Annotated in this window: 17 protein-coding genes; 8 read left to right on the forward strand and 9 right to left on the reverse strand. The window is 55.7% G+C overall.

The features are described 5' to 3' along the window. Positions 1-105: 105 nt before the first annotated feature. Positions 106-2,409: an FdhF/YdeP family oxidoreductase gene (locus LQK91_RS04555; RefSeq protein ID WP_039660145.1), complete on the reverse strand. Its 2,304-nt coding sequence runs from the start codon at positions 2,407-2,409 to the stop codon at positions 106-108. Positions 2,410-2,669: 260 nt separating this feature from the next. Here LQK91_RS04555 and LQK91_RS04560 point away from each other — a divergent pair, with 260 nt between their 5' ends. From LQK91_RS04560 to LQK91_RS04575, 4 genes are all read left to right on the forward strand, one after another. Then, positions 2,670-4,256, forward strand: a complete 1,587-nt coding sequence (locus tag LQK91_RS04560; protein WP_078804455.1) for a PTS transporter subunit EIIC — start codon at positions 2,670-2,672, stop codon at positions 4,254-4,256. Positions 4,257-4,440: 184 nt separating this feature from the next. Continuing rightward, positions 4,441-5,985: a methyl-accepting chemotaxis protein gene (locus LQK91_RS04565; RefSeq protein WP_003853826.1), complete on the forward strand. Its 1,545-nt coding sequence runs from the start codon at positions 4,441-4,443 to the stop codon at positions 5,983-5,985. 153 nt (positions 5,986-6,138) lie between these two features. After that, positions 6,139-6,867, forward strand: a complete 729-nt coding sequence (locus LQK91_RS04570) for a YoaK family protein (protein WP_008925266.1) — start codon at positions 6,139-6,141, stop codon at positions 6,865-6,867. 187 nt (positions 6,868-7,054) lie between these two features. Then, a complete protein-coding gene (locus LQK91_RS04575) occupies positions 7,055-7,951 on the forward strand; it encodes a LysR family transcriptional regulator (RefSeq protein ID WP_033743061.1) in 897 nt (298 codons plus the stop codon). A gap of 5 nt (positions 7,952-7,956) precedes the next feature. Here the strand turns inward: LQK91_RS04575 and LQK91_RS04580 are convergent, their stop codons facing one another. From LQK91_RS04580 to sapA, 7 genes are all read right to left on the reverse strand, one after another. Beyond that, complete coding sequence (locus LQK91_RS04580; RefSeq protein WP_008925264.1) at positions 7,957-9,069, reverse strand: CMD domain-containing protein; 1,113 nt, start codon at positions 9,067-9,069, stop codon at positions 7,957-7,959. Between the two features lie 217 nt (positions 9,070-9,286). Continuing rightward, positions 9,287-10,075 carry an enoyl-ACP reductase FabI gene (fabI, locus tag LQK91_RS04585; protein WP_003853816.1) on the reverse strand — a complete coding sequence of 263 codons (789 nt, stop codon included), beginning with the start codon at positions 10,073-10,075 and terminating at the stop codon, positions 9,287-9,289. A 141-nt stretch (positions 10,076-10,216) separates the two neighbouring features. Continuing rightward, a complete protein-coding gene (gene sapF, locus LQK91_RS04590; RefSeq protein WP_003853814.1) occupies positions 10,217-11,020 on the reverse strand; it encodes a putrescine export ABC transporter ATP-binding protein SapF in 804 nt (267 codons plus the stop codon). A gap of 1 nt (position 11,021) precedes the next feature. Continuing rightward, on the reverse strand, positions 11,022-12,017 hold the full coding sequence (sapD, locus tag LQK91_RS04595) for a putrescine export ABC transporter ATP-binding protein SapD (protein WP_003853811.1): 996 nt from the start codon (positions 12,015-12,017) through the stop codon (positions 11,022-11,024). Continuing rightward, a complete protein-coding gene (gene sapC, locus LQK91_RS04600) occupies positions 12,018-12,908 on the reverse strand; it encodes a putrescine export ABC transporter permease SapC (protein WP_078804454.1) in 891 nt (296 codons plus the stop codon). It lies immediately after the preceding gene. Next, a complete protein-coding gene (gene sapB / locus LQK91_RS04605) occupies positions 12,895-13,860 on the reverse strand; it encodes a putrescine export ABC transporter permease SapB (protein ID WP_003853807.1) in 966 nt (321 codons plus the stop codon). Before sapB ends, sapC begins: the two co-directional genes overlap by 14 nt. Then, positions 13,857-15,482, reverse strand: a complete 1,626-nt coding sequence (gene sapA, locus LQK91_RS04610) for an ABC transporter substrate-binding protein SapA (RefSeq protein ID WP_003853805.1) — start codon at positions 15,480-15,482, stop codon at positions 13,857-13,859. Before sapA ends, sapB begins: the two co-directional genes overlap by 4 nt. Positions 15,483-15,976: 494 nt before the next feature. Between sapA and LQK91_RS04615 the strand changes: the two genes are divergently transcribed. Beyond that, on the forward strand, positions 15,977-17,212 hold the full coding sequence (locus LQK91_RS04615) for an MFS transporter (RefSeq protein ID WP_105099142.1): 1,236 nt from the start codon (positions 15,977-15,979) through the stop codon (positions 17,210-17,212). Positions 17,213-17,317: 105 nt separating this feature from the next. On the opposite strand, the gene pspF is transcribed toward LQK91_RS04615, so the two are convergent. After that, positions 17,318-18,319, reverse strand: a complete 1,002-nt coding sequence (gene pspF, locus LQK91_RS04620) for a phage shock protein operon transcriptional activator (RefSeq protein WP_078804515.1) — start codon at positions 18,317-18,319, stop codon at positions 17,318-17,320. Positions 18,320-18,482: 163 nt separating this feature from the next. On the opposite strand from pspF, the gene pspA reads away from it, so the two are divergent. Genes pspA through pspC form a run of 3 tightly spaced genes read left to right on the forward strand, consistent with a single transcriptional unit; the run spans position 18,483 to position 19,758 of the window. Continuing rightward, positions 18,483-19,148: a phage shock protein PspA gene (gene pspA / locus LQK91_RS04625; protein ID WP_008925259.1), complete on the forward strand. Its 666-nt coding sequence runs from the start codon at positions 18,483-18,485 to the stop codon at positions 19,146-19,148. A gap of 35 nt (positions 19,149-19,183) precedes the next feature. Beyond that, positions 19,184-19,411: an envelope stress response membrane protein PspB gene (pspB, locus tag LQK91_RS04630; protein ID WP_003853799.1), complete on the forward strand. Its 228-nt coding sequence runs from the start codon at positions 19,184-19,186 to the stop codon at positions 19,409-19,411. Beyond that, positions 19,408-19,758, forward strand: a complete 351-nt coding sequence (gene pspC, locus LQK91_RS04635; RefSeq protein WP_039660164.1) for an envelope stress response membrane protein PspC — start codon at positions 19,408-19,410, stop codon at positions 19,756-19,758. The genes pspB and pspC overlap by 4 nt, the downstream gene beginning before the upstream one ends. The last annotated feature ends 7 nt before the right edge of the window (positions 19,759-19,765 follow it).

Below are 19,765 nucleotides of genomic sequence, written 5' to 3' on the forward strand. Positions count from 1 at the left end.
ACGTTTCGTGGCCTGATTGCGGCTGACAGTTTTACGCGATTCGGCGGCGCGCGGCAAGGCAAAAAGCCGGACGAACCGGCTTTTCAGAGAGGAGTGAAAGGGAGGTCAGGCAATGCGCTGTTCAGGCAGTGCCGCTGACAGTTCCAGCTTCACCGGCACCGACTTAGAGGTCGGTGTGCCACTGCCATCACCAAAGCTGTTCAGCGGCACCAGCGGGTTGGTTTCCGGGTAATAAGCCGCCAGATTACCGCGCGGAATATTATAGGGAACCAGTTTGAAGCCGCTGACGCGACGGGTAATGCCATCATTCCAGAGTGTCTCGATATCGACATTCTGACCTTCGGTGAAACCAAGGTCTGTCATATCATCCGGGTTGATGAACACCACTTCGCGCTGACCAAACACGCCACGGTAACGGTCATCAAGGCCGTAAATCGTGGTGTTGTACTGGTCATGTGAACGCAGCGTCTGAAGAGTGAAAGGGACCTCTTGATCCAGATTCGGGAACAGCGAGGTCGGCAGCGCCGCGGCATTGAACTCTGCTTTCTGGCTCGGCGTATTGAAGCGCAACTCGGCAGCGGCATTACCCAGGTAGAAACCGCCGGGGATATCACATTTCGCATTGAAGTCGGCAAAGCCCGGAATCGTTGCCGCGATATGCTCACGAATCAGGTTGTAATCACCGGCCAGCTCGCGCCATTTCACTTTCTCATCACCCAGCACCGCCTGCGCGATACCGGCAACAATCCAGGTCTCAGAACGCTGTGTTTCCGCCAGCGGAATACCAATCCCTTCAGAGGCGTGCACCATGCTAAAGGAGTCTTCCACGGTAATAAACTGATTGCCGGTTGCCTGCAGATCGCGTTCGGTGCGGCCCAGCGTCGGCAGAATCAGCCCTTCATGACCCGGCACCAGATGGCTGCGATTCAGTTTGGTACTGATATGCACAGTCAGACCACAGCGTGACATCGCTTCTTCGGTGCGCGGTGAATCCGGCGCAGCCGCAGCCAGGTTGCCACCCAGCGCGATCAGCACTTTGACTTCATCACGCAGCATCGCGTTCAGCGCTTCAACGGTGTTATGGCCCGCGGCACGTGGTGGCTCGAAATTGAAATGATTACCCAGTGCGTCCAGGAACGCTTTAGCCGGTTTCTCATCAATCCCCATGGTGCGGTTACCCTGCACGTTGCTGTGACCGCGAACCGGGCAGAGGCCTGCGCCTTTTTTGCCCAGTTGACCAAACAGCAACTGCAGGTTGGTGATTTCGCGAACCGTGTCTACCGAGTGTTTGTGCTGGGTGATGCCCATTGCCCAGGTACAAATCACCCGGTCAGCGCTCTGGTAAATCGCCGCCGCTTCACGGATCTGCGCCTGCGTCAGGCCAGACTGCGCCACAATCTGCATCCAGCTGGTGTTATCCACCGCATCCAGATAGGCCTCAATGCCATTGGTTTTAGCATTGATAAAGGTCTGGTCAAACAGGCCACTTTCACCGGCTGCCAGACGCGCGCGATGGGTCTCCAGCAGGGATTTCACCATGCCGCGCACCGCCGCCATATCACCACCCAGATTGGGCTGATAATAAGACGAGCTGATGTTACCCGCTTTTGAAGTGACGACTTCCAGCGGCTTCTGCGGATCGGCAAAACGCTCCAGGCCGCGCTCGCGCAGGGTATTAAAGGTGACGATCTTCGCACCATGATCGGCAGCATGACGCAGGCTGTGCAGCATACGCGGATGGTTGGTGCCGGGATTCTGACCGAAGACGAAAATCGCATCGGCGTGATCGAAATCATCCAGACGAATCGTGCCTTTACCGACGCCAATACTGCGCTTCAGGCCGGTGCCGCTGGCTTCGTGGCACATATTCGAGCAGTCAGGGAAGTTATTGGTGCCCATCAGGCGACCAAACAGCTGATAGAGCCAGGAGGCTTCGTTGCTGGCGCGACCGGAGGTGTAAAGCTCCATCTGGTTCGGATGATCCATCGCCTTGATGTGCTGCGCGATCAGCGCAAACGCATCTTCCCAACTGATCGGCTCATAGTGGTCAGTTTCCGCGTTGTAGCGCAGCGGATGGGTCAGACGCCCCTGATACTCCAGGAAGTAATCACTCTGGGTATAGAGCGTGGTTACGCTGTGTTTAGCAAAAAAGTCGGTGTCGACCATGCGGCGCGTCGCTTCCCAGGTGACCGCTTTGGCCCCGTTTTCGCAGAAGCTGAAGGTACTTTTGTTGTCATCACCCCAGGCGCAGCCCGGACAGTCAAAACCGCGTGCTTTATTCATGCGCATCAGGTTGCGCATGTTTTTCAGGGCCGCTTTGCTGTCAAGCACGAAACGCGTGGTGGCTTCCAGAGAACCCCAGCCGCCCGCAGCCGCGCGATAGGGTTTGATTTGGCGTTTAAATTTCATAGTGAGTGCAGGCTTTTATAGTAGGCATTATTGTTTGGTGTTTGTTATCAGGTTATAGCCTGATGGTGAAAGGAAGTCTGCAGCTATCGTTATACCTTGTCTAATTGATTGACATAATGGTGCGATAGCTGGCGTTTATCGTGCACAGGCCTGAAATGTGATGGTGGTCAGATTTTACCCGCCTTAAACCGGCTGATAACGGGAGTTCTCCTCACAACAGGCTAATACTTGCTGTTCACTATCAGAGAGAGCGTGACGCCATGAAACAGCTGACCAGCCAGATCCATGCGTTTGGCAAAGCGTTGATGATGCCAATCTCGGTCATCGCGGCCGCCGGTATTTTTCTCGGTCTGGCGGCAGCGATGCAGAACCCTGCGGTGACCGGCGATGCTTTTGCGCAGATGCAGGTGCCCCAGATAATCATTGGCTTTATTCGCAAAGTGGCAGGCGCGCTCTTTGCTAATCTGCCCGTCTTCTTTGCGGTAGCAAGTGCCATCGGTCTGGCAAAAGCAGAAAAACCCACGGCCGCCTTTGCCGCAGTGATTGGCTACATCGTGATGAATGTCGGCATCAGCGCCACGCTGGCGGCGAAAGGGATTACGGCGGCGACGACCACACCGGCAGCCCTGCAGCAGGCGGGAATGGATCAGACCACCGCCATGATGACCTCGGCGGAGTACATCAACATGCTGGGTGTCTTCACTTACAACATGAGCGTGCTGGGTGGGGTCATTGCCGGACTGATCACGGTGGCGCTGCACAATCGTTTTTACACGCAGCAACTGCCCACGGCGATCAGCTTTTTTGGCGGACGGCGTTTTGTGCCGATCATTACCGTGGTCTGTCTGCCGCTGATTGGCGTGTTACTGGCGCTGATCTGGCCGACCATTGGCAATGGCATCGCCTGGATTGGACAGATGATTGGTAAAAGCGGCCAGTATGGTGCTTTTCTGTTGGGGGCTTTTGAGCGCATCCTGATCCCCACCGGCCTGCATCATATTCTCAATGAAACCGTGCGCTTTACACCCATTGGCGGCATGGCCGTGGTCGATGGCCAGACGGTTGTCGGCGCGCTGAACATCTTCAACGCCTCACTGACCCATCCGGGGTCGATCCCCGATGAGACGTTGCGCACCGCCACGCAGTTTCTGGCGCAGGGCAAGATTCCGGTCATGATGTTTGGCCTGCCCGCGGCGGCACTGGCGATCTATCACACCGCGCGGCCTGAACATAAACAGCGGGTCAAAGCACTGGTGATGGCGGGCGCACTGACCTCATTCACCACCGGCATCACGGAACCGCTGGAGTTCTGCTTTATCTTTGTCTCGCCAGTGCTCTACCTGCTGCATGCTTTCCTGACCGGCCTGTCGTTTATGCTGATGTCGATGTTGCATCTGATGATCGGCAATGTGCAGGGCGGCGTCATCGACCTGGTGGTGTTCGGCATGCTGGGCGGGGCGAAAACCCACTGGTGGTGGACGCTGGCGCTGGGCGTAATCTATGCGCCGATCTACTACTACGCTTTCCGGCTGGTGATTACCCGAATGAATGTGGAAACACCGGGCCGGGAGTCGGAGGATGAAAAACCGCAACAGGTGATCGCGGATGAACGCACGCAGGTGATTATTAGCGGACTGGGTGGGCAGGCCAACATTGAGGATGTCGATTGCTGCTTTACCCGTCTGCGGGTTCGGGTTAAAGAGATGAATCAGGTGGTCGATCAGACGCTGATGAGCACCGGTGCGAACGGTGTTAATCGTGTCAGCGAGCACGATATTCAGGTGATCTATGGCCCGCAGGTTGAGAAGATCGCAAATGAGGTGAAAATGGCGTTGGGTGTTGCATAACCCCAGCCCATTTCAGGCGTGAGCATCACGTTATCCGCCCGGTGCAGCGGGCGGTTTGCACCATTCCTGGTGGAGATACTGACCACTGCCCACCCGCCTATTGTAACTAAAAAAATCCTTACCCTAATGGGGCACCTCTTTCTGCCGATATAGCGATTAATCCCCTCATTACTGGAACACCGCAATGTCGTTAAAAAAATCTTCCCTGATGATATTTTCCTTCCTGCTGGCCTTGTTTCTGACCAGCGTGGCAATCAGTACCTGGCTCCTGATTCAGAGCAATCACTCCCTGAATGCGGTTAACAAAGAGATCCGTGTGGTGCTCTCAGTGATTGACCCGATCAACCACAGCCGAACGCTGCGTGTCCGTCTGATGGAATATATGAAGGAGATTGAGGGCAGCGACGCAAACAATCCCGCCACGCTGGACAGTGTGCGGACCGTAGCAGGTAAAGCGGATGCCGCATTTCAGGCCTACATGAATGCGCCGCGTCTGCCAGGCGAAGAAGCCGAAGCTGACGCCTATAGTCAGGCTTATCTGGCCTATCGTCAGCAGGGACTACAACCCTTAATTGATGCCGCTGAGGCGCATGATCAGGTGCGCTTTAAAAGTCAGATCCCTAACGTGGTTCGCCTTGATCGCCAGTACGAAATCATTCTGGATCGGGTGCTGGCCCAGCATGAAACGTATGCTAAAAAGCTGAACAGCGATGCCCAGAGTCACTTCACCGCCGGCATTACGCTGCTTGGGCTGTTTGGCGTCCTGTTTTTTGCCATTATTATTGCCATTTACATCTTCATGAAGCGCTACGTACTTTCACCGCTTAATGACGCGCAGGAACACTGCAAACTGATTGCGGCGGGTGTGCTGGATACCACGGTACCGGCCAGGTCAGGTTCACGCAGCGAAATTCAGCTGCTGATGGGCTCACTGGAGCAGATGCGCAGTGCGCTGACCACCATTATTCTGCAGGTGCGTGATTCAACCCGCTCCGTTTCCACCGCCTCGCAGGAGATTGCAGCGGGTAACATCGATCTTGCCTCGCGTACCGAACAGCAGGCCGCCGCACTGACTGAAACGGCGGCCAGCATGGAGCAACTGGGCGCCACGGTGAAACAGAATACCGAAAACGTCTTTGAAGCCTGCCGTCTGACCAGTGAAGCGGTGAAGAATGCAGAGAGCGGTGAAAAAGTCTCGCAGGAAGTGGTGACATCAATGGCGTTGATTAATGCCAGCTCGAAGAAGATTGAAGAGATCACGACCGTTATCGACAGCATCGCTTTCCAGACCAATATTCTGGCGCTGAACGCAGCCGTTGAAGCCGCCCGTGCAGGTGAGCAGGGACGTGGCTTTGCGGTAGTGGCAGGGGAAGTGCGTAATCTTGCCCAGCGCAGCGCCACCGCTGCCAAAGAGATTGAAGGGCTGATTGCCGAATCGGTTTCGATCATTCATGCCGGTTCTGATCAGGTCAGCCGGACCGGTGATGCCATGAGCGCGATTATCTCCTCGGTCAGCCGCGTCAATCTGCTGATGGAGCATATCTCCACGGCCTCTGATGAACAGAGTCGCGGCATCGGTCAGATTGAGCAGGCCGTCACCGAGATGGATAGCGTTACTCAGCAGAACTCGGCGCTGGTGCAGGAGTCTGCGGCGGCCTCTGCCTCGCTGGAAGAGCAGGTGCAGTACCTGACGCAGTCGGTCTCCACCTTCCGGCTGGCAACGCATTAATCAGCCCACTCTGCGCTGAGTGTATGCAGCGCAGCGTGCTGAGCAGCGGGCTGCTAAGTAAAGCATGGCAGAGAGGGGCGAGTTTGACGCAGCGCCTTGTCGCGGGCAGAGATTCGGCGGATTATAAGGCTTTCCATTGAACACAGGGTCGTCATGCTAACCAGCACCCATGGCCGCAGCAATAGCGCCGATACCCGACTCGCCTGCACGCTTGCCGCTGCTGCAGGCGCGCTGAATACCGCAGCCTTTGAGATCGTCGGTTTTTTTTCAGCCAACATGACAGGGAATGTCTCGCTGTTGTCCGATCATCTGGCAAAAGCGAATCTGGGGCCCGGCCTGTTTTTTCTGTCGATCGTCCTGTTATTTATTGTGGGTTCCCTGTTTTCGACCCTCGTCATTAATGCCGGGCACCGCAGAAACATCCGCACTATCTATGCGTTTGTCATCCTGCTGGAGGGCACCGCGCTGATTGCGCTGGGCGTGATCGAGAATCACTTTCCGCCGCTGTCACCTGGCGTGGTGTTAATCACGAGCCTGAGCTTCCTGATGGGGTTGCAAAATGCGGTTGTTACGCGGATCTCTAATGCACGTGTTCGTACAACCCATATTTCTGGCACAGCGACCGACATCGGCATTGAAATGGCGATGCTGTTTGAGGTGCTACGGCGTAAAACCTCGCCGAAAGATGCACCGCTATATCTGGACCGGCTGCGACTGCACACGCTGACATTGCTGGCTTTCCTCGCAGGAGGAATAGCCGGAATCGGGCTTTACCGGCTGTTAGGCTACGATTTTTTGCTACCGGTGGGGTTCGGCTTAATCTGTCTGGCGCTGAATGCCATATTCACTAAACCCGCGAAAACAGCGGTCGTGAAGATGTAGAGGGGCATACGCTCTGCCGCTTTTTCAGGGCACATCGGTTGCTGATTCATCGTTCCCCTTGCGCCAATGAACCGTGCGGTTAAAACCGCCATGTTTAAGCAGGGTAACATCTCACTCTTAACTCGGGTTGACTCTGACAGCGAGACAGTGACGAAAACACGCTTTAACCTGCAGATGGATAAATAACATCGACATTAAACAACTGATCTACCTATGTAATCTGGAGCGTGAACGCCATTTCGGGCGGGCCGCAGAAGCCAGTTTTGTTACACAGCCAACGCTCTCGATGCGCCTGAAAAACCTGGAGCGCGAGCTGGGCCTGCCGCTGATTAACCGCAGCAATAACTTTGCCGGATTTACGCCAGAGGGCGATCGCGTGCTGGCCTGGGCGCGGGAAATCGTGTCGGTGTATCAGGGGCTGAAGCTGGAAGTTGAATCACTGAAACATGGGGTAAACGGCACGCTGCGGGTTGGCGTGGTGCCGCAGTGCAGCATGGCGCTGCCGTTGCTGCTGAAAGCGGTGCAGGCGCGTTATCCCCAGCTCGACTACCGCATTGCGGTGCTGAGTGCTGATCAGCTGCTGGAAGCGCTCAATAGCCACACCGTGGATGTCGGTATCGGTTTTTTCGAGATGGCGACGCTACGGGAACTCCATTTTCAGACCGAGATGCTGGCAGACCGGGGCGCTGAAGCTGTATTCCATCCCGACCATTTCCCCGAGCTGGTGGGGGGAACCCCGCTGACGCTGGATGAACTGGCTCAACAGCCACTTTGTCTGGCGGAGCCCACGCGCTATTTCCGCCGCTACATTGATATGGCGTTTCGCGAGGCGGCACTGGTGCCGCGCGTGATCGTTGAGAGTGCCTCTATTATGCAACTGATGCAGTGTGCGCAGGTCGGGCTGGGGTTGCTGGTGTCACCGGTTGGTCACCTGCTGCCCGCTTCACTGCAGGGACTGCAGCAGCGCGCCATTACGCTGCCGCCGATGGCACGTCAGGCGGCACTGGTGATAGCCGAACCTGGCCGTGCCACACCGCTGGCACAGCACTTTTTCGACGAAGCGCGTGGTCTGCTGCCGGTATAACGCAGTTACTTCGCCTCGCCCAGCGCGTAAAACAGGCGGCTGTTCCAGTTGCCTAGCGCAACACGCTGTATTAGCGCGAACAACGCTTCAGCCTCCCAGCCTGCCTCCATCAGCGGTTGCAGGTGGGCGGCGCTGAATCGCTCAGGTGACCGGGTCAGCTGTACCGACAGCGCAATAATCAGCTGTTCTTCACCTTTTGACGCCGTCTCCTCCACACCCTCAATCAGGATGTCGTTCCCGTCCAGCAGCCGGAACGCCCAGCGACTGCCCAGAATACGCGCAGCGGTTGCCTCGGCCAGCGTATCCTCCTGAGAAAGATGCTGACACAGCTGCGCCCAGCCATAGAGCGCCGAGGGATCATGGGCCAGCAGCCATACCGCCTCCTGCATGCCGGGAAGAGACTGACAGCGGGTAACGGCAGCGAGCTGCTCAGCACTGGCATAGCGCAACTCCAGCGGTTTCAGCACGGGCTGCCAGCGGGCAGGCTGGTCAAAACCGGTGGAATCAGCATCAGGGGGCAGGGAGCTGCCCGGCAGCCAGCGTACCGGCTGACCCTGCAGCGCCTGCAATCCGGCAACCACGCGTGCCTGGTAACTGACAAACCCGATCACCTGATTCAGCGTGACAATATCGGGTTCAGTCAGGCCGACCGCATCGAGGGCGGTGATCGCGCTCGCGTTGATGAGCTCAGGCTGCATCGCCAGCTGGCGGGCATACTGTGTGATCTGGGTCAGGCGATTATTACTCTCGCGTGAGGAGTCGGGCCCGGGCAATGGATTTAATCGGGCAGAGTAGTGATTACACAACCGCTGCACGCCCGCGACCTGCGCGACGGTTAGCGCAGTACTGAGGCGATCGTAGAGCGTTAGTGTATGGGTGAGTGAGTTGTTGACGCGATCAGGAAAAAGCAGTTGTGCCAGATCGCGCGCGGCCAGCAGGGCCGGCTGATGCGTGCGCAGCAGTGACTGCACTACGGTGTTATCGGCGTAGCATCCCAGCAGAAAACGGTCATCAATATGGGCAGCCTCTGGCACCAGCGGTGCGGCCTGAGCAATACGTGGACTGGTCTGGCTTTCATAAAACCAGTGGTTATGGCCCGGATAGCGGCGTTGTTCCATGATCAATCCTTTTGCAAAATCGGGTTCGGCATGCAGGCGGCAAAGTCTGAAAATGTGCATAAACCGAAGGTCAGGCTTATCGTCGCTGATGGGCAGGCCGGGGCAAAAGAATGATCGGTGATAATTAATAGCGTTACGGTATAACGGGAGCGAAATCAGGCAGGAAGAGCGAGGCGGGGATAAAGAGAAGGGCGAGCCAGGCTCGCCCTTGCGGAACTTATTTCAGTTCCAGCTCGTTCATTGCAGCGATGCTAAAGCCGCCATCAACGTGTACCACTTCACCGGTGATGCCGCCAGCCAGATCAGAGCAGAGGAATGCTGCTGAGTTGCCGACATCTTCAATGGTGACAGTACGGCGAATCGGGGTGACCGCTTCGCAATGCGCCAGCATCTTACGGAAATCTTTGATGCCTGAAGCTGCCAGGGTGCGGATTGGACCCGCAGAAACGGCGTTAACACGCACGCCTTCCGGCCCCATGGCGTTCGCCATATAACGCACGTTAGCTTCCAGCGACGCTTTCGCCAGACCCATCACGTTGTAGTTCGGGATTGCGCGCTCAGCACCCAGGTATGAGAGGGTCAGCAGCGCAGACTGTGGATTCAGCATCTCGCGGCACTCTTTGGCCATCGCGACGAAGCTGTAAGCACTGATATCATGCGCGATTTTAAAGCCTTCACGAGTCACGGCGTTCACGTAGTCGCCTACCAGCTGGTCGCCAGGCGCGAAACCGATAGAGTGAACGAAACCGTCAAATTTTGGCCAGGTTTTTGCCAGTTCAGTGAACAGAGATTTGATGCTCTCATCTTCAGCTACGTCACATGGCAGCACGATGTCTGAACCCAACTCTTTGGCAAACTCTTCCACACGACCTTTTAACTTGTCGTTCTGGTAGGTGAAAGCCAGTTCTGCGCCCTGTTTGTGCATCGCCTGTGCAATACCGTAGGCGATGGAAAGTTTACTGGCAACGCCAGTAATCAGAATGCGCTTACCGGAAAGAAAACCCATAGCTGTAATCCTTATGGTCATTGTAGTTGGCGGCCGCATGATTAAAAAGTAAGCGACCGACGTTAATCGACGTGCGGATTCTAGCACGTCTCTCATAAATCAGGTAAATCGCCCCGCAATTTCCGCGATATGCAGCAAAAATCAGCGCTCACGCCGCCAGGCTTCGGCACTCAGTGCTTCGCCAAAGTGGCTGCTGATCAGCCGTCGTGTCAGATCATGCAGCGGGGAGGCCAGCACGTCCGCCGTGCCGCCGCGCTCGACCACTTCGCCCTGATGCATCACCAGCACTTTATCGCTGATGTGCTTCATCATGCCCAGATGCTGCGTGACATAAATGTAGGCGATCCCGTGCTTCTCCTGCAGTTCCAGCATCAGATTCACCAGCTGAGATCGCATAGTCATATCCAGCGAGGCCAGCGCTTCGTCGGCCACAATGACTTTAGGCTGGAGGATCAATGCACGCGCCAGGCCCAGACGCTGTTTCTGACCGGGCGCCAGCATGTGAGGATAGTACCCGGCATGATCGCGCAGTAAGCCAACCTGACGTAGCGTAGCAATGATGCGTTTCTCGCGCTCCTCCGCATTCAGCTCGGTATTGAGCCGCAATGGAAACTCCAGGATCTGACTGATGCGCTGTCGCGGATTCAGTGAGGTTGAGGGATCCTGAAAAATCATGCGTATGCGCTGACTGCGATAGCCATAATCGCCGAAGGTCAGCGGATGATCGTCAATCAGAATCTCACCTTCAGTGGGGGCGACCATGCCGCTGAGCATCTTCGCCAGGGTGGATTTACCCGAGCCGTTTTCGCCGATAATCGCCAGCGTCTGTTTCTCACGCAGGGTAAAGCTTACCGATTTCACTGCTTCAACGTGCTGACGGCGAAACAGGCCCGTACGGTAGCGAAAGGTTTTGCTCAGGTTGCGCACTTCCAGCAGGGTCTCCATGCTACTGGCCCTCCATATTCAGCGGGAAATGACAGGCGTAGAGATGGGTTTTGCTGCCGGTGAGCCGAGGCGTTTCAATACATTTACGCTGGGCATAGGGACAGCGAGGCCCCAGACGACAGCCAATCGGTAAACTCTCCAGCGACGGAATCGCGCCCGACAGGGTATTAAGACGGCTTTTGTGCGGCAGGGCGCGCCCAAAATCGGGCATGGCCCGAATCAGCGCCTGGGTATAAGGGTGATGCGGCGTACTCATCAAATCTTCGCTCTGGGCGGTTTCCACCGTCTGACCGCAGTACATCACGTTGATTCGATCTGCCCACTGACTCATTGTGCGCAGGTCATGGCTGATCAGCAGAATAGTGGTGTTGTTATTCTGGTTGAGGCGGCTCAGCAGGCGGAAAATCTGCGCCTGGGTGGTCGGTTCCATGGCATTTGTTGGTTCATCCGCAATCAGCAGGCGCGGCTGGTTAGCCAGCGCAATGGCGATCATCACTTTCTGGCACTCACCTTCAGTCAGCTCATAAGGGAAGCTGCGCATAATATCTTTGTGATCTTTAATGCCGACACGATGCAGCAGTTCGATAGCGCGGGTTTTGCGCCAGAACCAGAAGCGTTTCAGCCATGGCCCTTTGTACGTCCAGCGCGGGATCACCTGCATCAGCTGGCGACCAATGCTCTCTGAGGGATCCAGACAGGATTGCGGCTCCTGAAAAATCATTGAGACGTTGTGTCCGATAATGCGACGACGCTCGCGCGGCGATAAGCGCAGCAGGTCCACATCATCAAACACCATGCGGTCAGCGGTAACACGCCAGTTATCGTTGGTGACGCCGCAGATAGCTTTGGCGACCAGACTCTTGCCGGAGCCGGATTCTCCGACCAGTCCCCGGACTTCGCCTTCGCCCAGCGTCAGATTAACGCGGTCAACGGCTTTGACCGGCCCGTCAGCGGTCATAAATTCAATGGTGAGATTACGGATATCGAGTAACGGCATTTATTCCACTCCCGCTTCGACGGCGCGACGGATGCCGTCACCGAGCAGGTTAACAATTAATACGCTCACCATCAGCGCCACGCCGGGCAGCATAACGGTCCAGGGTGCGACGTAGATCAGCTCCAGTGAATCGCCGAGCATCGCGCCCCATTCCGGCGAAGGCAACTGCGCGCCAAGGTCGAGAAAGCCAAGTGCGGCAATGTCCAGAATGGCCATCGACAGCGCGCGGGTTATTTCGGTAATCAGCAGCGGCAGAATATTGGGCAATATGGCATAGCGCAGAATGTTGCGACCGCGAGCGCCATCAAGGCGAGCAGCCACCACATACTCCTTTTCCAGCTCATCATGCACGGCGCTGTATATTTCGCGGACCAGACGTGGCATCAATGCCAGCCAGACGGCCAGCAGCGCATGTTCGAGTCGTGGCCCGAGAAACGCCACCACGATAATCGCCAGCAACAGCGACGGAATCGAGAGCAGGGTGTCCAGGACATGGTTCATGACGGCCGAGCGGATACCGTGCGTCATGCCCGCCAGCACGCCCAATACCAGCGCTCCGAGGGTGGCGGAGATCGTCACAAGAATCGCTGAACCCACTGTGGGGCCTGCGCCACTCAGCAGGCGGCTCAGTACATCGCGACCCAGATCGTCAGTCCCGAGAAAGAACGAGACATCGCCATAGCGTGACCAGGAGGGCGGCAGCAGCTGATAGCCCAGGAACTGCTGGTCAATACCGTAGGGCGCTATCAGACCGCCAAACAGGCAGAGCAATAAGAGTGCGCCAAAGCCATACAGTCCGACCATTGAAATCGGGTTGCCGTAGAAATGATGCCAGCTTTGACGAAATGCGCTGGGCAGGCGTTTTTCGGCGTAGATATTATCGGACGGCATACCATTCCTTATGTTTCAGCGGATTCATGGCCGCGCCAATGACGTCAGAAATCACATTCACCAGGATCACCAGTCCGCCAATAACCATGACACCGGCTGAGATCGCCGCATAATCCTGCTGGCGAATCGCGTTAATCAGCCAGCGTCCCAGACCAGGCCAGTTAAAGACCATCTCCGTAATCATCGCCAGCGTCAGCATGGTGGAAAATTGCAAGCCAAGACGTGGAATCACCGGCGGCAGCGCGTTATGCAGCACGTGGCGGCGGATGACGGTAAAGCGTGAAAGACCGCGCGTGGCGGCCGCTTTGACATAATTTTTGTCCATCACGTCGCTGGTGCTGTTGCGCAGCAGACGTATCACCTCTGTTGTCGGTGCCATCGCCAGCACCAGCACCGGCAAAATAAGGTGCGAGAGGACACTGATAATCATCTCATGTCGCCACGGCGAACGACTCAGCCAGGCGTCAATCAGCGCAAAACCAGAGACGTTCTGAACCGGATAAAGCAGATCGTGGCGACCTGACACTGGCAGCCAGCCCAGCGTCAGCGAGAAAAAGAGCGTCAGAATCAGCGCCAGCCAGAAGATCGGCGCAGAAAAGCCAATCAGCGCCAGCGCACTGATGGTTTTATCCTGCCATTTGTTGCGCATCACACCGGCACAGATTCCCAGCGGAATGCCCACCAGCAGCGCAAACAGAAACGCCAGGATACAGAGCTCCATGGTGGCCGGGAACACCTCGCGCAGCTGTAAACCAATCTCCTGACCGTTAGTGCTGGAGACGCCGAAATCAAACTGCAGCATCCCTTTAAACCAGAACCACCAGGCGTCCGAGAGTGCAGCGCCTTCCAGCGGCGCATTAGGGGTAAAATAGCTCAGGCTGAAGCTGACCAGCGACAGCAGAAACAGGGTGATGAGCAGCAGTAGCAGGCGCCGCAAAATATAGATAATCATTTACTCCCCTCATCAGCTTCACGATAAACACCGGCAAACGAGGCGTTGCCAAACGGACTCAGCACCAGCCCCTTGATATCATGACGAAACGCCTGGAGCCGCAGAGAGGATGCCAGCGGCAGTACCGGTAACTCCTGTGCCAGAATCTGTTGCGCTTTGTCATAGCTGTCGATGCGGCCCGAAAGTTGTTGTGATAACAGGGCGTTCTGCAGTGTTTCGTCAAAGGCCGGCGAGCACCAGTGCGCGTAATTGGTCTGTGAGCGAATCGCCGCACAGCTGAGCAGAGGACGGAAGAAGCTGTCAGGATCGTTACTGTCAGTGGCCCAGCCTGACAGCGTCAGATCATGATTCATCGCCATCAGCTGCGCCTCCTGGAAACGGCCTTCTACCGGTACAATCGTCAGCCGCACACCAACCTGTGCCAGATCTGCCTGTAACAATTCGGCGGTTTTAAGTGGGCTGGGATTCCAGGACTGCGATGCCACTGGCACCACCAGTCGCAGATGCAAATCGCTGATGCCCAATGCTGCCAGCGCGGCCCGGGATTTATCCGGATCATAGCTGGTAATACGCGCATCATTGTCATAGGCCCAGGAAGCGCGCGGTAATATGGAGGCAGCCGTTTCGGCGGTGCCGTAATAAATCGACTCCATCAGCCGCTCATTGTTGATTGCCAGCGCCAGCGCGTGACGCACTTCAGGACGGTCGAGCGGCGGCTTGCGGGTATTAAAAGCCAGATAGGCGATGTTCATGCCAGGACGCAGGGTCATCCGCAGGCGCGGATCATCGCGCAGAATGCTGAGCTGGCTGGCCGCGGGATAGGCCAGTACATCGCATTCGCCGGTTAACAGTTTGGAGAGCCGTCCGGTACCGCCAGACCCCAGATCGATTACCGCCTGTTGCAGACGCGGAACACCCTTCCAGTAATGAGGATTGCGCGCCAGACGGATGTACTGGCCGGTGCGATATTCGCTGAGCTGATAAGGGCCGGTGCCAACGGGTTGCCTGTCCATCTCTTCCTGGTGTCCCTGCGCCGTCAGCTGGTCGGCATACTCCTTCGACAGCACCGGCGCATAGTGGGTCGCCATGTGCCACAGGAACGACGCATCCGGGCTGTTGAGTCTGAACTCAACCGTCCTGCTGTCGATTTTCTTCACGCTCTGCACTGAGTCGGAAAATTGCAGGCTATCAAAATAGGGATAATTACCGCCGTTGACGTTATGCCAGGGGTGATTACGGTCAAACATCCGCTCGAAGCTGAAAACAACGTCGTCTGCGTTCAGCGGTCGGGTAGGGTGGAACTGATTGGTCTGCTGAAACTGCACGCCGCCACGCAGATGAAAGCGATACGTTGCGCCGTTGTCGCGCACTTCCCAGCTGGACGCAAGATCGGGTTTGAGACGATAGGTGTAGGGATCAACATCCAGCAGGCGGTCATAAAGTTGTGCCGCCAGGGTATCGACAGTCAGCCCGCTGCTGGCCATCTGCGGGTTAAAGGTATTCAGCGTGCCGCTGACGCAATAGACAAAGCCGGTCTGGCGGATATCACCCGCAGGCGCTGACCACGCAGGGGCACTCAACACGCTGAGGCTGAGCAACAGCGAACATAGTAGTTTTGACATAGAACTCAACGATTTTGAGGCATTAGGCAGAGTGTATCGCAAAGCGGGCATTGTCCCAAAACCTGCAGCGGCTACCAGGCTGTTTTTCATCCTGCATCAGGAAAAAGAGCGCACAGAAGGTGTGGTAATGAGAAAAATTCTCAACGGGTGCTTTACAAATGATAATAGGAATGATTATTATTCATATGCACTTCGACGGTGGCTCTGCCGAAGAAGAGCACGACATTGCTCACATTGCTTCCAGTATTGTTGCCCGCCTCATGGCGGGCTTTTTTTTGTCGGGTGCATAGCTCTGAAGAGCAGGATCACCGCTGACTGAACAGGTGCACTGATTGCGGTTTTGCATGAAAGCATGGGGATGGAAAAAGAGTAAAACAGAATGATATCTGTAATGGCCTGGCATTTACCTGAGCAAGACCGGCTTAAAACCGGACTTAACTATTACAGAAACGCCGTTACTATAAGCACAACCTCTGCCCAACCAACGCCGGACAATGACTAAATTCCAGAAAAGCGCTCAGGCTTTCCACTATCCCTCCTTTCGTTATCTGTTTTTCGGACGTTTGTTTACCGTGCTGGGCAATGGAATCGCGCCCATCGCGCTGGCCTTTGCAGTTCTGGATATGGATGGATCTGCTTCTGATTTAGGCGTCGTGGTGGCATCCCGCTCCCTGTTCAACGTGCTCTTTCTGCTGGTGGGCGGTGTGGTTGCCGACCGCTACTCACGTAGTCGGGTATTAGTTGTATCGGCGCTGATAGCTGCTGTTTCTCAGGCTTTCGTTGCGTGGACTGTGCTTGAGGGTTCAGCCACAGTAATCAGCCTCACCTTGCTGGGCGCGGTGAATGGCGCGGCATCGGGGATTGCTCTGCCAGCTTCCTCTGCGCTGGTTCCGCAGGTCGTGCCTGCACAGCACCTGCGTCAGGCCAATGCTTTCATTCAGCTCAGTGTTTATGGCGGCACGGTACTGGGAGCGTCGCTGGGAGGCGTGATGACCAGTGCTGTCGGGCCGGGCTGGGGGCTGGCGATAGATGCGCTGGGATTTGCGGTCTCCGCGCCGCTTTATTTCCTTATGCGTGTGAGCCCGAATAAGGGCGGGACGATGCAAGGCAATATCCTGCGCGATATTAAAGAAGGCTGGGCAGAATTTGCCGGGCGAAGCTGGATTTGGTCGATAGTCCTTCAGTTCGCCATTATCAACGTCGCGTTTAATGGCATTGTAGAAGTCTATGGCCCGATAATTGCTGACGCCTCTTTCGGGCGGGCGCAGTGGGGGATGATTGTGGCCGCCCAGAGCGCAGGTTTAATTGCTGGATCATTTCTGGCTATGAAATGGCATCCACGTCGTGATCTTCTGATTGGCGCTATGCTGGCAGGTCTCTGTGCACTCCCGATAATGATGCTAGGCCTGAATGCATCAGCAGCATGGCTGATTGCAGGGTTCTTTATCGCTGGCGTTTCATTAGGCCTGTTTGGCGTAACCTGGGCGCATTCATTACAGACTCATATCCCAGCCGATAAACTGGCTCGCGTGTACGCGTATGATGCGATGGGTTCCTTTATCTCCATTCCTATTGGTCAACTGGTTGCGGGGCCGCTGGCGGCACAATATGGCACAGACAATGTTTTGCTGATGTCAGCACTGGCGGTGGTTATTGTGACAGCTGCTGTCCTGCTGGTTCCGACCCTCAGGCAACCTGACAAAATGGGCACTAAGCCGCATAACATGTAATTGCTTTTTTGTTCCTGCTAAAGCAGCCAGGACGTTACCAGACAGTTTTGACAGCGATTAACCAGAAAACATAACGCATAGACAAAGATGTCATCGTCGACCTGTCTAGTTTTCGGCTTTTATGTCGTGCTTTTTCATCATCGCGCGCAGCTGATGATAGGTAACACCTAGCAACCCGGCGGCGCGGCGCTGGTTATAGCGTGCCTGTTGCAGGCTGGCTTCCACCAGATCCCGCTCCTGTCGATTCTGCCACTGGCGCAGATCCAGCGGCAGGGCAGGCAGGTCGTTACTCTCCGCGTTCTGACTGGCACGGATGAGCGCAACCGGTTCAGGACGTGAAGCAAAGGGGTTGATAATGACGTTATCCAGCAACTGCTCGCTGCTGTTATGACGATAGACTGAGCGTTCCACGACGTTCTTAAGTTCACGGACGTTGCCGGGCCAGTGGTAATCAAGCAGAGTCTGCTGCGCCTGAGCGGTAAAACCAGGAAAAAGTAACAGGCCGAGTTCGCGGCACATCTGGATGGCAAAATGATCGGCCATCACCAGAATATCGCTGCGGCGTTCGCGCAGGGGCGGTAACTGCACCACATCAAAGGCCAGACGATCCAGCAGGTCGGCTCGGAATTTCCCCTCTGCCGCCAGCGCAGGGAGATCCTCGTTAGTGGCGCAGACCAGCCGCACATTCACCTGCAGGGAGTGATTGCCGCCGACACGCTCCAGCTGCCCATATTCAATTACCCTGAGCAGCTTTTCCTGCACCAGCATCGGCGCGGTTGCCAGCTCATCCAGAAACAGCGTGCCACCATCAGCCCGCTCAAAACGTCCGAGATGGCGCTTCTGCGCACCGGTAAAGGCACCGGCCTCATGGCCAAAGAGTTCAGAATCGAGCAGGTTCTCATTCAGCGCGGCGCAGTTCAGCGAGATAAACGGTCCCTGCCAGCGGTCAGAGAGATAGTGCAGACGGCTGGCGATCAGCTCTTTACCCGTTCCGCGCTCGCCAATCACCAGAACCGGCTTTTCCAGCGGAGCCAGTCTGGAGACCTGCTCAAGAACCTCCAGAAAATTGTTCGACTCACCTAAAAGATTATCGTTAGTGCCTGTCATGATGAATTTCGCCATCCCTTAATCATTTTGACTATCTTAAAATATGCGGACGAGGCTGTAAAATATCAAATTCCTTAAAAATCAATGTGATAAAAATTGGCACGCATCTTGTATTAACTAAGCAGGGCAACACGTTTTAAAACATTAAAAGAGGAACATCATTATGGGTATTTTTTCTCGTTTCGCTGACATCGTAAATGCCAACATTAATTCCCTGCTGGAGCGTGCTGAAGATCCGCAGAAACTGGTCCGTCTGATGATTCAGGAAATGGAAGACACCTTAGTCGAAGTGCGTTCCACCTCTGCGCGGGCGCTGGCTGAAAAGAAACAGCTGTCACGCCGTATTGAGCAGGCAGAGATCCAGCAGGCCGAATGGCAGGAAAAAGCGGAACTGGCGCTTCGTAAGGATAAAGATGATCTGGCGCGGTCAGCACTGATCGAAAAACAGAAACTCACTGACCTTATCGCTTCACTGAAACAGGAAGTGGGCCAGGTTGAAGAGACGCTGGAACGTATGAAAGGCGAAATCAGTGAGCTGGAGAAAAAGCTGACTGAAACACGTGCCCGCCAGCAGGCGTTAACGCTGCGTCACCAGGCGGCCTCTTCATCACGCGATGTTCGTCGTCAGCTGGACAGCGGTAAAATCGACGAAGCGATGGCCCGGTTTGAATCCTTTGAACGTCGCATTGACCACATGGAAGCGGAAGCTGAAAGCCACGGCTTCGGTAAGCCAAAAACCCTGGACCAGCAGTTTACTGACCTGAAAGCGGATGATGAAATCAGCCAGCAGCTTAATGCGCTGAAAGCCAAAATGAACCGCAGTGAGTAATGATCGACGTTGCAATAAGTGATTAAGGAGAGTCAATGAGCGCACTTTTTCTTGCCATACCCTTAACGATCTTCGTGCTGTTTGTCGCACCGATCTGGTTATGGTTGCATTACAACAACAAACGCAACGGCGGTTCGGAACTGTCGCAAAGCGAAATCCAGCGCCTGCAGCGTGTTACGCAGGATGCACAGCGGATGCGTGAACGCATTGACGCACTGGAAGCGATTCTGGATGCCGAACACCCTAACTGGAGGCAGCCATGATGAAAGGCCGTAAGTTGTGGCGCAAGCCTGACGAAGGAAAGTTGATGGGCGTCTGTGCGGGTCTGGCGGAGTATCTCGATATTCCGGTGCGTCTGCTTCGGGTCATTGTGGTCTTATCACTGTTCTTTGGTCTGTTTATGTTTACGGTGGTCGCCTATTTCGTGCTGGGTTTTGTGCTGGATGTGAAACCCGCCAATGTCACGGAGGACGAACGTCAGCTCAGCGCCAGCGAGCTGCTGGACCAGCTGGAGAGTGCGCTGCAGCGCGATGAGCGCAGCGTGCGCGACGTGGAGCGTTATGTGACGTCTGAAACTTTCAGCGTACGCAGCCGCTTCCGCCAGATTTGATTATATT

It is taken from the genome of Pantoea sp. MHSD4 (assembly GCF_021043305.1).
Classification (GTDB): Bacteria; Pseudomonadota; Gammaproteobacteria; order Enterobacterales; family Enterobacteriaceae; genus Pantoea; species Pantoea eucalypti.

What these genes read in the sequence shown, in the direction of transcription:
- fabI (WP_003853816.1), bottom strand. Translation starts at nt 10,075, where the DNA reads ATGGGTTTTCTTTCCGGTAAGCGCATTCTGATTACTGGCGTTGCCAGT.
- LQK91_RS04580 (WP_008925264.1), bottom strand. Translation starts at nt 9,069, where the DNA reads ATGGAACAACGCCGCTATCCGGGCCATAACCACTGGTTTTATGAAAGC.
- sapA (WP_003853805.1), bottom strand. Translation starts at nt 15,482, where the DNA reads ATGTCAAAACTACTATGTTCGCTGTTGCTCAGCCTCAGCGTGTTGAGT.
- LQK91_RS04555 (WP_039660145.1), bottom strand. Translation starts at nt 2,409, where the DNA reads ATGAAATTTAAACGCCAAATCAAACCCTATCGCGCGGCTGCGGGCGGC.
- sapD (WP_003853811.1), bottom strand. Translation starts at nt 12,017, where the DNA reads ATGCCGTTACTCGATATCCGTAATCTCACCATTGAATTTATGACCGCT.
- sapB (WP_003853807.1), bottom strand. Translation starts at nt 13,860, where the DNA reads ATGATTATCTATATTTTGCGGCGCCTGCTACTGCTGCTCATCACCCTG.
- pspF (WP_078804515.1), bottom strand. Translation starts at nt 18,319, where the DNA reads ATGACAGGCACTAACGATAATCTTTTAGGTGAGTCGAACAATTTTCTG.
- sapF (WP_003853814.1), bottom strand. Translation starts at nt 11,020, where the DNA reads ATGGAGACCCTGCTGGAAGTGCGCAACCTGAGCAAAACCTTTCGCTAC.
- LQK91_RS04570 (WP_008925266.1), top strand. Translation starts at nt 6,139, where the DNA reads ATGCTAACCAGCACCCATGGCCGCAGCAATAGCGCCGATACCCGACTC.
- LQK91_RS04560 (WP_078804455.1), top strand. Translation starts at nt 2,670, where the DNA reads ATGAAACAGCTGACCAGCCAGATCCATGCGTTTGGCAAAGCGTTGATG.
- pspC (WP_039660164.1), top strand. Translation starts at nt 19,408, where the DNA reads ATGATGAAAGGCCGTAAGTTGTGGCGCAAGCCTGACGAAGGAAAGTTG.
- sapC (WP_078804454.1), bottom strand. Translation starts at nt 12,908, where the DNA reads ATGCCGTCCGATAATATCTACGCCGAAAAACGCCTGCCCAGCGCATTT.
- pspB (WP_003853799.1), top strand. Translation starts at nt 19,184, where the DNA reads ATGAGCGCACTTTTTCTTGCCATACCCTTAACGATCTTCGTGCTGTTT.
- pspA (WP_008925259.1), top strand. Translation starts at nt 18,483, where the DNA reads ATGGGTATTTTTTCTCGTTTCGCTGACATCGTAAATGCCAACATTAAT.
- LQK91_RS04565 (WP_003853826.1), top strand. Translation starts at nt 4,441, where the DNA reads ATGTCGTTAAAAAAATCTTCCCTGATGATATTTTCCTTCCTGCTGGCC.
- LQK91_RS04615 (WP_105099142.1), top strand. Translation starts at nt 15,977, where the DNA reads ATGACTAAATTCCAGAAAAGCGCTCAGGCTTTCCACTATCCCTCCTTT.